Origin of the sequence: uncultured Methanobrevibacter sp. (assembly GCF_946184425.1) — an archaeon.
Lineage (GTDB): Archaea > Methanobacteriota > Methanobacteria > Methanobacteriales > Methanobacteriaceae > Methanocatella.
Genome location: NZ_CAMHFP010000009.1, coordinates 1 through 12,829, shown reverse-complemented (window position 1 = coordinate 12,829; position 12,829 = coordinate 1). Strand labels below are relative to the sequence as shown.

14 protein-coding genes and 1 pseudogene are annotated in these 12,829 nt (G+C 32.9%); 10 read left to right on the top strand and 5 right to left on the bottom strand.

The features are described 5' to 3' along the window. Window positions 1–3: 3 nt before the first annotated feature. From pyrI to hisA, 5 genes are read right to left on the bottom strand one after another with little or no spacing between them, the layout of a single operon-like run. Window positions 4–483: an aspartate carbamoyltransferase regulatory subunit gene (pyrI, locus tag Q0P94_RS02975; RefSeq protein ID WP_295113645.1), complete on the bottom strand. Its 480-nt coding sequence runs from the start codon at window positions 481–483 to the stop codon at window positions 4–6. A gap of 6 nt (window positions 484–489) precedes the next feature. Next, entirely contained in the window at window positions 490–984 is a 495-nt protein-coding gene (locus Q0P94_RS02970) for a flavodoxin (protein ID WP_295113642.1), read from the bottom strand. Window positions 985–1,002: 18 nt separating this feature from the next. Further along, window positions 1,003–2,025: an N-acetyl-gamma-glutamyl-phosphate reductase gene (gene argC, locus Q0P94_RS02965; protein WP_295113640.1), complete on the bottom strand. Its 1,023-nt coding sequence runs from the start codon at window positions 2,023–2,025 to the stop codon at window positions 1,003–1,005. Between the two features lie 11 nt (window positions 2,026–2,036). Next, entirely contained in the window at window positions 2,037–2,498 is a 462-nt protein-coding gene (locus Q0P94_RS02960; protein WP_295113638.1) for an FAD synthase, read from the bottom strand. Next, window positions 2,495–3,241 carry a 1-(5-phosphoribosyl)-5-[(5-phosphoribosylamino)methylideneamino]imidazole-4-carboxamide isomerase gene (gene hisA, locus Q0P94_RS02955; protein WP_295113636.1) on the bottom strand — a complete coding sequence of 249 codons (747 nt, stop codon included), beginning with the start codon at window positions 3,239–3,241 and terminating at the stop codon, window positions 2,495–2,497. Before hisA ends, Q0P94_RS02960 begins: the two co-directional genes overlap by 4 nt. Window positions 3,242–3,503: 262 nt before the next feature. Here hisA and Q0P94_RS02950 point away from each other — a divergent pair, with 262 nt between their 5' ends. The 10 genes and pseudogenes from Q0P94_RS02950 to Q0P94_RS02905 form a co-directional block, all read left to right on the top strand. Then, a complete protein-coding gene (locus Q0P94_RS02950; RefSeq protein ID WP_295113634.1) occupies window positions 3,504–4,208 on the top strand; it encodes an ABC transporter ATP-binding protein in 705 nt (234 codons plus the stop codon). 4 nt (window positions 4,209–4,212) lie between these two features. Next, window positions 4,213–6,483 (top strand): ABC transporter permease, encoded by a 2,271-nt coding sequence (locus tag Q0P94_RS02945; protein WP_295113632.1) that lies wholly within the window; start codon window positions 4,213–4,215, stop codon window positions 6,481–6,483. Window positions 6,484–6,562: 79 nt separating this feature from the next. Continuing rightward, the gene (locus Q0P94_RS02940) at window positions 6,563–6,784 is read left to right on the top strand and encodes a hypothetical protein (protein ID WP_295113630.1); all 222 of its coding nucleotides are present in this window, start codon (window positions 6,563–6,565) and stop codon (window positions 6,782–6,784) included. Between the two features lie 64 nt (window positions 6,785–6,848). Continuing rightward, window positions 6,849–9,107, top strand: a complete 2,259-nt coding sequence (locus Q0P94_RS02935; protein ID WP_295113628.1) for an ABC transporter permease — start codon at window positions 6,849–6,851, stop codon at window positions 9,105–9,107. A gap of 65 nt (window positions 9,108–9,172) precedes the next feature. Beyond that, window positions 9,173–9,583, top strand: coding sequence for a C-GCAxxG-C-C family protein (locus Q0P94_RS02930; protein WP_295113626.1), 411 nt, complete (start codon window positions 9,173–9,175; stop codon window positions 9,581–9,583). A 15-nt stretch (window positions 9,584–9,598) separates the two neighbouring features. Continuing rightward, the gene (locus Q0P94_RS02925; RefSeq protein ID WP_295113624.1) at window positions 9,599–10,051 is read left to right on the top strand and encodes a hypothetical protein; all 453 of its coding nucleotides are present in this window, start codon (window positions 9,599–9,601) and stop codon (window positions 10,049–10,051) included. A gap of 317 nt (window positions 10,052–10,368) precedes the next feature. After that, window positions 10,369–11,292 (top strand): hypothetical protein, encoded by a 924-nt coding sequence (locus Q0P94_RS02920; protein ID WP_295113622.1) that lies wholly within the window; start codon window positions 10,369–10,371, stop codon window positions 11,290–11,292. Between the two features lie 123 nt (window positions 11,293–11,415). Further along, complete coding sequence (locus Q0P94_RS02915; protein WP_295113620.1) at window positions 11,416–11,868, top strand: hypothetical protein; 453 nt, start codon at window positions 11,416–11,418, stop codon at window positions 11,866–11,868. A 150-nt stretch (window positions 11,869–12,018) separates the two neighbouring features. Further along, window positions 12,019–12,393: a helix-turn-helix transcriptional regulator gene (locus tag Q0P94_RS02910; RefSeq protein WP_295113618.1), complete on the top strand. Its 375-nt coding sequence runs from the start codon at window positions 12,019–12,021 to the stop codon at window positions 12,391–12,393. A gap of 18 nt (window positions 12,394–12,411) precedes the next feature. Beyond that, a pseudogene (locus Q0P94_RS02905) lies at window positions 12,412–12,829 on the top strand (cation-transporting P-type ATPase); the annotation flags it as partial.

The following is a 12,829-nucleotide window of genomic DNA, read 5'->3' as shown; positions in this document are numbered from 1 at the left end:
AGATTATTCGAATTGTTTGTCGATATCTTCTGTTTTTATTAATTTTTCACAATAATGGCATCTGACAACCGGAGGATACTTGTTTATTACATTGAAAATTGGTGTAATAGGTTCATTTTCATAATTTGTAATACATTTCGGATTGGTACATTTAATAATTGATGTAATCTTGTCCGGAAGTATAATCTTATCTTTTTTAATAGGTTCAAAGTTTCTGATAATGTTAATGGTAGCTTTGGGAGCAATTAAAGCAACTTGATTAAGTTCTTCATGATCCAATTCCCTATTTTCAATTTTTACAATGTCTTTTCTGCCAATTTCTCCAGAAGAAACATTCATTGCTATTGTAACGTTCTGTGTTTCATTGTCTGGAAGCCCTAATATTTTAAGAATGTGCAATGATTTATTGGCAGTAATATGATCGATTACAGTACCATTTTCAATAGCTTTAATTTTCAATTCAGATTTTTTATTTTTTGTCAATTTAATCTACCTTTTATACATTTTCAAGTCTTTCATTTCGATTATTGCTTCAGTATCGTTAACTAATTGTTCTGCACTTTTGTTTTTTGTTGCAATGGTAAAGCTTTCAATGACTCTGGCTCCGCGCATCTTAACTTTTTCTTCAAGTCTGTTTATGTTTGTATCTCCACGATTGCTGTCCATTGTAGCAAACAAAACAACATCTTTGCCTGTAAAATTGCACCTGTCGATAATTGTTAGTATTGCGGGTGTTGGATTTCCAGCCCATGTTGGAGAACCGATGTAAACTGTATCATAATTTGTCAAATCAATTTTAGGGGGGATGATGTCAGTTTTTTCTTCCCTGAATGCACTGATTGTTGAAAACAATCTGTTTTTAAATCCTTCACGATTTTTTAAATCCTGAATTCTAATCAGACTTCCGTTTAAGTTTTTAGCTAATGTTTTTGCAACTAAATCTGTTGTTCCTCTTTGTGAATAATAAATAATTAAAGTTGCCATTTCATAATCTCCTTATATTTAAGGATGAAGACCGAAGTGAGTTAAACCTGCTTGCTCGTTAATTCCTAAAATAATGTTCATGTTTTGTATGGCTTGACCTGATGCACCTTTAACAAGGTTGTCAATGCATGACAACATCACTATTCTTCCGGTATCGTCTATTTCAAATCCGCCAATGTGAACAAAGTTGGATCCTCTAACAGAACTCAGGTGAGGTATTTCTCCTTCATCCATTAGTTTAATAAAGTATTCTTCACCATATTCTTTTTCATATAATTTTCTTAATTCGTCAGGTGTAATATCTATATTTTCATCATTTAAAAAGCTGTGGCTTGTTGTTTGGATTCCTCTGATGACTGGAACCAAATGAGGAGTGAATGAAACTTTCACTTCATCAAATCCATGTAATTCCTGTTTGATTTCAGAAGAGTGTCTGTGTGTTGAAATTTTGTATGGGTTAATGTTATCTGCAATATTTGGGTAATGGGTAGTTGAAGATGCATTTACTCCGGCTCCGCTTACTCCAGTTTTTGAATCGATTACAATTCTGTCAACCAATCCATTTTTAACAAGAGGGTATGAAGATAAAATTGCACCTGTTGGGAAACATCCTGGGTTTGCAACAAGGTCTGCTTTTTTGATTTCGTCCCTATATATTTCCGGAAGTCCGAATACTCCTTCATTTTCACTGTCAGTATGTTCCATGCCATACCATTCTTCGTACACTTTTGTATCACGGTATCTGTAATCTCCACTTAAGTCAACCACTTTCATTCCAGCATTCAATAGTTCTGGAACTATTTTCATAGATGCTCCGTGAGGTGTTGCGGTAAATGCCACATCAGCATCCAAATCAGACGGACTTTTGTTGGTGAATACCAGTCCTGAGTCTCTTATGTGGGGGTGGATCTTATGTGCTGGAGTTCCGTCATACTGTCTTGATGTAATGTCTGTAATTTCTACTTCAGGGTGGTTCAATAGCATTCTTAAAAGTTCTCCACCTGTATATCCGCTTGCTCCTATTATTGCTACTTTAAACATTTTTTCATCTCCTAATCTTCACAATGGTCCATTATTTTTCCTTTAAAATCTGTATTTTGTATTTTACGAATAATTTTACAGCTGCTGTCGAGTTCACAGTCACGATATTTTTCAATACGGACTGCTTTTGCTTTTAAGCCTCGTTTATCGATAGCTTGCTGTAGTTTGGTTACATCATGATTTTGATCTGCTCCTACGGTGATGATGTCGGGGTCTATTTCACGAACGATTTTAAACACGTCTCCATTTGCATCACCCAAAAAAGCATCTGTTACGGGTTTTAACATTTTTATTAATTCCAACCGTTGGTCTTCTCCAACAATGGGGACTCGTTTTCTTCTTTCTACTGTTGCATCACGTGCAACAACTACATAAAGTTCAGCATCTTCTCCCCCAAGCTTTTTTGACTCTTCAAGGTAAACTCCATGGCCTGGGTGGAGTATGTCGAATGTTCCAGTCGCCATTACTTTCATTTTATTGGCCTCTTTTGATATTTTAAAGCTTCAGTTAAATCAATTTTATCTTTATAAAGTGCAGAACCGATTACAACTCCTTCCACACCACTTTCATTTAATTTTTTAATGTCTTCAATAGTTGTTATTCCTCCAGAATAAACAATAGGTAAATCCACGGACTTTTTTAAATTTTCCACAGGTTCTGTGTAAAATCCGCCTAAAAGCCCTTCAACATCCACATTTGTAAATAAAATACTTCCAGCACCATGGGCTTTAAACTCTTGGGAAAGTTCTACCGGACTTTTATCTATTTTTTCCTGCCATCCTTTAATGACTACTTTGTTATCCTTGCTGTCAAGTGAAATCATAATTCTTTCAGAACCATATTCATTTGATAATTCTGTAATTGTTTCAGGGTTTTGTATTCCCATTGTTCCAATTATGAGTCTTTCAATGTCAAGATCCAATAACTGGCGTGCATATTCAACGCTTCTTATTCCTCCGCCTAATTGAATTGGAACTGAAACTTCATCTAATATTTTTTTTATGATGTTAAAGCTGGCTATGCCATTTATTGTCCCGTCCAAATCAATAACGTGGATATTTTTTGCTCCTAAATCCTGCCAGTGTCTTGCAACCTTTTCGGGATTTTCAATTTCGACCATTTCACTTCCAGGTTCGCCCTGCACAAGTTGTACGCACTTGCCGTTTTTTATGTCAACGGCAGGCATTATTAACATTTCATCTTTTTTAAATGACATTTGGATTTTCCTTAAACATTTTATTATAATATAATTATATGTTTTGAAATGTTTTATATGTATTGTTAATTGATATAATTTTTTACAAGAATGAAAACTCTATTTATTGTTTGAGAATATATTTTGACATTTGACTTCAACATTCATTCAAGTCATTTTTTTTGAATCAATTTAATTTAAGTAAAATTTAGGTATGCCTAAATTTAAATACTAAAATTAATAAATATATTCTTAAATAATTATTATAAAGAAGGCAATAATAATGTGTACAATTATTGAATTTAAAAATGTGAATAAAGAGTATAAATCTGGGGATCACATTTTAAAAGCTATGAATAATGTGAATTTCACTATTGATAGTGGGGAATTTGTAGTTATTCTTGGTCCGTCAGGAGCGGGTAAATCTACTCTGTTAAATCTTTTAGGGGGTTTAGATTCAGTCACTTCCGGTGAAATCATTGTGAATAATCAGCATGTCGAGTCATTTGATGATAATCAGCTGACTGAATACAGAGCTAAAAATGTTGGTTTTATTTTCCAGTTTTATAACTTGATTCCTAATTTGACTGCATTGGAAAATGTGGAATTGATGAAAGATATTGTAAAGGTTAATATAGATGGCTTAAGTGTTCTTGATTCAGTAGGTCTTAAAGACCATGCTAATCAGTTTCCTGCACAATTGTCTGGAGGAGAACAGCAAAGGGTGTCTATTGCAAGAGCTGTTGCCAAACAACCTACAATGCTTTTATGTGATGAACCAACTGGTGCACTGGACTCAAAAACGGGAGTTTTGATTTTAAACCTGCTTCAAAGCATGAGTAATAATCAAAACACAACTGTTGTAATTGTAACTCATAATGCAATACTTGCTGAAGCTGCTGATAAGGTAATCAGAATTAAAAACGGTCAGATAGAAAGTATTGTTGTTAATGAAAGCCCAAAAATGGGCACTGATTTAGACTGGTGAGTATATGCTTGCTAAGAAGATGTTGAGAGACATCTCAAAGCACAAAGCTCAATTCATATCTATTTTTTTAATGGCATTTTTAGGAGTATTTGTGTTTTCAGGTGTCGGAGGGGAATCAGTGGGTCTTGAAGTCAATGTCAATGATTTTTATAATGAAACTAATCTGGCTGACGGATGGATTTATTCATATGGTATAAATGATCTTTTTTTAGACCAGATAAATGCATTAGGTGCAACTACTGAAATGGAAAGGCAATATGTAGTGGATTCGGTGGCGAATTTTGACAATGATCCTGACGTAACACTTCATTTTGTGGAAAACAACACAATATCAAAATTCTATTTGCTTGAAGGGGATAAATTTGATATTAATGATGAAAACGGGGTATGGCTTGACAAAAGTTTTGCCGATGCAAAAGGATTGAAAGTTGGCGACAACATTAGTTTTGAATTTGAAGGTCATGTAATTGAAAAGGAAATTCGAGGGCTGGGATATTCTCCTGAATATGTTTATCATGCATCAAGCGCATCAGTAATTCCGGATTTTAACAAAATAGGTTTTGCATATTTGTCAAATAAAGCATTTCCTGGTGATAATATTTCATATAATGTTTTGGAAGTCAAATTTGATGGAACTTCTGAAAACTACAATGATTTGCTGTCTTATCATATGGACGGTTATTACAGTTCATTTGTTGAAAGGTCACAGCATTCCAGTGTTAGTCAATTTGCAGATGAAATGAATCAGCACAGGATGATGGGGGATATTTTTCCTGTTGTATTCATATTGATTGCAATGCTTATTCTTTTAACAACAATGACTAGAATTATTACACATCAGAGAATGCAGATAGGTATTCTAAAAGCCAGTGGATTTAAAAATCATTCTATAATTTTACATTATGTGTCTTATGGTTTCTGGCTGGTTTTAATCGGATCCATTTTGGGATTGATTTTGGGGCCAATGACTTTGCCTCAGCTATTTTATCCGTCAATGAGTGCTACATATAAACTGCCTTCATGGAATCCTGCATGGAGCATGAATTTTGTTTATGTGGCTGTATTGATGGTATTGATGTCCCTTGCGGTTTCATATTACTCAGTTAAAAGTATTTCCGATGAAAAGCCTGCGGATACAATTAGACCAAAATCACCGAAAGTATCCACTTCAGGTTTTATTGAAAAATTAGACATTTGGAAGCATCTGTCATTTAATGCCCGTTGGAATTGGCGTGATGCTAAAAGGAATAAATTCAGAGCATTAATGACAATTATTGGCGTAATAGGTTGCAGTGCACTTTTGGTATGTGCATTCGGAATGTATGATGGCATGAATGATTTAAAAGAGTGGGAATATAATCAAATTAATCATTATGATTCAAAATTGGTGATTGAAGAAAATGCAACTGATTCTCAAATTGATGAGGTTGCCGAAGCAGTTAACGGTGATAAATTAATGGAATCTGCAATTGAAATTGAATCGGATAGTGTTAAAAAGTCGGGTTCGCTTACAGTATTGAACAATACTGATTTGGTGACACCAACTGATTATGATTGGAATAAGGTTGAAATTGCAGATGATGAGGTTTCAATATCTCAAAAAATGGCTGAGATGCTAGACGTAGGTGTTGGCGATAAAGTTAAATGGCATATTATGGGTTCTGATAAATGGGTAAATACAACTATTGATAAAATCCATGCAGACCCAATTTCACAAGGATTCATAATGTCTGCAGATAAATTGGAGGATTTGGATTTAAACTACACTCCAACAAGCATTGTTACTGTGGAACATGTTGTAAATGATTATGGTGGCGTTAAAGCTGCTAATTCAATGAAAAATATGACTGGCAGTTGGGATGAATTGACTGAATCCATGTGGCTGTTAATATATATTTTAATATTCTTTGCATCTCTTTTAGCAGTGATTGTCCTATATAATTTGGGATTGCTCTCATTTACAGAAATTGAAAGGGAAATTGCTACACTAAAAGTTTTAGGATTTAAAACTGGTGCTTTAAGAAAGCTTTTATTAACTCAAAACTTATGGTTTACGGCTATTGGATTTATATTAGGTCTTCCAGTAGGTTATATAATCTTGGATATTATGTGGAAGTCATCAGGAGATTCATTTTATATTCTGCCTTCCATATCATTATCAAATTTCCTATTGGCTGCAGCTATAACATTTGCATTATCCATATTGGTTAATTTAATGTTTTCACGCAAAATTAAAAAGTTGGATATGGTCGAATCACTAAAAAGTGGAGAGTAGGTTCAAACCTACTTTTTACCCATTAATTGTGACAAAATCTTTAAATCTGATTAGAATTAATTGTTATTTGGGTGATATTATGGTTGAAGTTACAAAGGAATCAAAATATATGGATTTGTTAAATGAGTATCCTTTATTAAAAACAGACCTTGTACATAGAAATCATCAATTCAAGTTTTTAGTTACTCCTATGGGCAAAATTTCCTTATGGGAATCTAATCTTGAGGAAGTTAGCAAACGCGCTGATATGAGTGTTGAAGAAACAGTTTCACTATTTCAAAATTTGATTGATTCTTACTGATTGTGACATTAACACACAATTTAAATGATGAATTTTATATCCTATTTATTATAAACATTGTATCATGTCACTTACTCGAAAAATGCTGAGGGATATAAAAATCAATAAAACACAGTTCATTGCAATATTTCTGATGGCATTTATAGGTATTTTTGCATATAGTGGAATTTATGGGGAGTATTACGGTTTAATTCAAACTTCAGATGAATTCTACTCTCAAACAAACCTTGCTGATGGGTGGGTTTATAATTCTACTTTTGATAATTTGTCAGTAGATAAAGTAAGTGATTTTGCAACACAAACAGATAGGCAGGCGGTTGTCAAATCTGTTGCAGATCTTGAAAGTAAACCTGACATTACTCTGCATTTTGTTGAAAATGGAACGATTTCCATGTTTTACACGACTGAAGGGTCTCAGTTCAATGCATCTGATGATTCTGGTGTTTGGTTGGATGCAAGATTTGCTGACGCTAGAGGTTTGAAAGTCGGAGATAACATTACATTTGAATTTGACAATCAAACAATCGAAAAGGAAATAAAGGGTATTGGTTATTCTCCGGAATATGTATTTGAAGTTTCGCCTGCTTCAATGACTCCTGATTTTGCCCAAATGGGATTTGCATATCTGTCAAGTAAAGCATATCCTGAAGATTTGGAATATGATACATTACTTGTCAAATATGATTCTTCAGACACCAAATTCAAAGAAAAATTGGATGATTCCATTTCATATCTTTCATTCACTAAAAAAGAGGACCATCTCAGTGTATCCAAGTTTGCAGATGAAATGGCACAACATAAGATGATTGGGGATGTATTTCCCATAGTTTTTGTTTTAATCACTTTTCTAACACTTCTGACAACAATGACTCGTATTGTATCGCATCAAAGGACACAAATTGGAGTTTTAAAAGCGGTTGGATTTAAAGACAAAACAATCATACTTCATTATATTTCTTATGGATTTTGGCCGGTTTTGGCAGGTGCTGTTTTAGGTTTGATAACTGGGCCTATGATAATTCCTCAAATGTTTTATCCAACAATGGCTACAAACTATAGTATGCCTTCATGGCATCCTGGCTTTGACATGAGTTTTGTATACATTGCAATATTTATGGTTTTGTCTTCAGTTTTTGTAACCTATCTTTCATGTAGGAGAATATCAAAAGAAAATCCTGCAAATACAATGAGATTAAAATCTCCGAATGTTTCAACCAATGGATTTATTGAAAGGTCAGGAATCTGGAAATATCTGAACTTTAATATTCGTTGGAACTTAAGGGATGCAAAAAGCAATAACTTTAGAGCGTTAATGACTATTGTAGGGGTTTTAGGTTGTGTGGCATTGCTTATTGCAGCATTTGGGATGAATGATAGTTTAAATGAATTGAAATCGTGGGAATATGATGACATAAATCATTATGAATCTAAACTTGCATTTTCCAATTCTCCAAATCCTTTGGAATTGTATTATGTTTTGAACGAAACCAATGGCAGTTTCATAATGCAGCAGTCTATTGAACTGAAAGCAAATGATATGGGAGATACGGTATCGCTTTTAGTTTCAAACAACACTGATTTGATATCATATACAAACAGCAGCAGAGATTCGATTAAAATTGGAGAGGGGGATGTTTCAATTTCTCAAAAACTTTCTGATAAATTTGATTTAAACATTGGCGATGAAATCCGGTGGCATATTGTGGGCAGTGATGATTGGGTAACCTCAAAAATAGGTCAAATTCACGCAGAACCAATTTCACAAGGTTTGATAATGTCTCCAGACACTCTTGAAGACCAAGGTCTGAACTTTACTCCTACCAGTATTTTAACTAAAGAAAAATTCGGTGAAAACTGGGAGTCCATTAAATCGGTCACAACCCTTGAGGATATGAGAGAAAGTTGGGATATTATGACTTCTGCGGTAATGATGATGGTTTATGTTGTAACAATCGTTGCGGGTGTACTTGCCATTTTAGTTTTGTATAATCTGGGCATATTATCATTCACCGAAATGGAAAGAGAAATTGCTACATTAAAAGTTTTAGGTTTCAGGACAAATGTTTTAAGAAAGTTACTTCTAACGCAAAACCTGATTTTCACTGCGATAGGATTTGTTTTAGGAATTCCTGTAGGATTTTATTTCATGACATTGATGCTGAATGCCGCAGGGGATTCTCTTTATTATGTTCCATCCTTAACATGGGGTAACATTTTATTGTCTGCATTCATTACATTTGCAATATCTATAGGGGTTAATTTAATGTTTTCAGATAAAATCAATGATTTGAATATGGTTGAAGCACTAAAAGATGTTGAATAATTGCAGTGTAGGTTATTTTAGACGTTCAGATAATTTAATATGGAAGCTCGTATAAATAATTAATCATGAATTCAATTAAGGATGCAGTTCAACTATTTGAAGACGGTTATATGTGTTCTCAAGCTGTTTTTGCAGCATTTTCTGAGGATTTGGGTCTTTCAAAAGAGCAAGCATTAAATATTGGGGCTTGTTTTGGAAGTGGAATGCGCAAAGGCGAAGTCTGTGGGGCTTGTACTGGAGCTCTTATGGTATTGGGTCTGAAGTATGGGGACAACAAAGCCAAAAGTGGTGAGGTATGTGACAGATTTTTAGATGAATTTAAAAACCAAAACGGATCATATATCTGCCGTGATTTGCTTGAATGTGATATTGCTACTGAAAAAGGCGTCAGGTATGCAAGGGATAATAATTTATTCAAAGAATTCTGTCCGAAGATGGTTGAATCTGCTGCAGAAATTCTAGAAGCAATGTTATGAGTGGAAGGTGTTTTTATGCCCAGCAAAGGAATATATGTTATCGTATCTATTTTGATTGCAATGATTGGCCTTGTGGCGGCTTATTCAATAACAGAATATCCTGCGGATAATTCCAAAGTTGTATCAGTTTATTCTGAGGGACCTATTGAATTGGGTGAACTCATTATGAATATAGAAAATTATTCTTATTACCAGGGTTATGATAATGACACACTTAATTGGATGAAGACTTTGGGGAAAAAACAGGTTTTCAGCGGAAATGGGACATTTGTTATAATGGATTCCAACGATGCAGATAAAATTCCGTCAGTGTATGCAACAGATGTTTTCATAATTGAAGATTTTAAATGTCATGTTTTGGAAAATCACTCTTTGGGTAATATGAAATATCCAAGAGATGTTTTGCTTGTAGGAGATGTTGAATATATGGGTGAAAAAATTATTGATATTCCGGGAGGTGGAGCCTGAATTCCATTTCATTGATTTAGATATTGATGATGCTTGCAGGTATTTTCGCGGAATTCATTAATAAGAATTACTAATCAAAGTTATTTTGATATTTTTATCTGAAAATATCTTGTCATTTTTTTTATTTTCTCACCTCTTTTTTTTCATTTTCTACTTTATATTATTGATTTCAGTTTATAAAATTTACACATAGTTATAAAATTTATTTAACTATTTAAAATTGATTTAATTTACAACTGGTTGTTTTATATTCTGTTAATTACTAATATATTCTTGTGTATGTCGGCATACCATAATTGAAATATTATGGTGAGAAAATGTATATTCCTTTTGCTAAAGATACATTGCAAAAACTATCACTCATTACATTTGCACAGGCAATATTAGCAGTCATGGGGGATACCAGAAAAGTCGTAGGTTTTTACCCTACAGAATTGATTATTCCAACATTTAGGAAAAGATTGATGGATGGAGTGTTGGAGCTTGATGACGGAACGTTAATGAACATAGAGTTTCAAACTGGAAACATAAATGAAAAATTTCTTTTGAGATGTGCCCAATATGCGATTAATCTCAGGATTGTCAGCGGAAAATATGTTGAAACAAACGTATTTTCCACAGGTTTGAAAATTAAATCTAAATCAATCGCATATGTCTCTAAAATTTTTCATTTTAAACCAAGGTTATTTTTCTATGCAGAATTAGATGGTTTGGAAAAATTAAAATATATTAAAAATAAAATTAAAAATCATGAAGAGTTAACCCAGATTGACAGGTATAATTTAGTGTTCATACCATTAATGGGAAATGTAAATGGTGTAAAAGTAGCTTTTGAAGTCTTTAAGATAGTTAATGATAAAAAATTTTTCAGTGAAGATGAACAGGCTGAAATTAAGCAATGTCAATACATTGTTGCACAAATTATTGCAGATGATGATGAAAAATTGTTTAATGAATTTTGGGAGATTATTAAAATGAATAATGATTTTTTAGTTAAATATGAAACTGATTTGATAAATAGAACTACTGCAGAAGTTACTAAACAGGTTACTAAACAGGTTACTAAACAGGTTACTAAACAGGTTACTGAACAGGTTACTGAACAGGTTACTAAGCAAGTCACTGAAAAGGTGACAAATAATGTCAGTAGGAATATTGCAAAAAACCTAAAAGATTTTCTTTCAGACATGGAAATAGCTAAATGCACTGGATTGTCTCTTGAAGAAGTTAAAAATCTTTAAAATATTCTCATTAAGTAAATTAGGAATATTTGTTAATCTGTGTTATTGTTAATTTTCATTAATAAACAGTTATATAATGTGGTTTTCATATACTATATTAATATTCTGGGAGGTATTTTTTCCATGAAGTATATTAAAGGTAAATTTGCAATATTGGTATTGATTTTAGCTATTTTATCAATTAGTTGTGTTAGTGCTAGTGTTGATGATGGCAACAGGACCAATATGACCGAGTTAAATGTTTCTTCTGCAGGACCAACTGATTTAAATAAAATAATTCATGAAATAAGATCCAATCAGTATTATAAAGGTTATAATAATGATACTGTAAATTGGATGGAATCATTGGGTTCAAAAGGTGTTTTCTCTTCTCCAGATGCACTTATAGTAATGGATTGGGATGATGCAAAGAAGCTTCCTTCTGAACATGTCACTGATTTATACATTGAACTATTCATTAAGTGTGAAGTTGTTGGAAACCACTCTTTAGGAAATGGGACTGTTTTTAAAGATGTTTTAGAAGTTAAAAATGTGACTTATCAAGGAAAAGAAATTCATGATTTACGTAGCAAGTAATTAATTGTGAATTTTAATCTATTTTTTTTATTTTTTTTTCTCAATTTTTGAAATAATTTTTTCCATTAACATATCATAATATCATGATATGACAACATTTAAATACATAAACATATCATAATATGTAAATATATAATATATGTGATGGAAATGAAAGAAAATAATCTTGAAAATAAAGATGAAGGTCTGTGTGATGTGTTCAACTCTCATGAAGATGCTGTTGAACGTGTTAAAGGACGCATGCCTGCTGAAGAAGAATATGCTGAGCTATCTGAATTCTTCAAAATATTTGGAAATCCTACAAGATTAAAAATTATTTCCCTACTGACTGTAGAAGATTTATGTGTATGTGATATTTGTGAGGCACTTGATTTAAATCAAACAACTGTTTCAAATCAATTGAGGATATTACGTGCAAATAATATAGTTAAATTTCAAAAAGAAGGAAAAATGGCAAGATATTCATTAACTGACCTCCATATTGAAATGATTTACAAAGTAGGATTGGAACATATATTAGAATAATTTTTAATTGGTGATATTATGGTAGAAAATAGATGTTATGATGCTGATTGTGCAGATGAAAACTGTCACAATCCTGAACATTATAATTACATCTGTTTTGATCCAAATTGCGATGATATTCGTTGTACTGATACAAATCATTATGATAAACAGTTGTTAAAAGACTTTCAAGAAAGTTCAGATTTAAGTATATATGACCATAGAGAAGAAATTGATTATGATGAAGATGTTAATATAAGTATTTGTGGTTGCCCTGATTGTGCAGACGACCATGATCATGACCACCATCATCATGAACATGAAGATTCTTGTTCTGATTCTGATTGTGGTTGTCATGATGAGCATGAGCACCATGAGCATCATCATGATTATGACGTTGAGGATTCTTGTTCTGATTCTGATTGTGGTTGTCATGATGAGCATGAGCACCATGAGC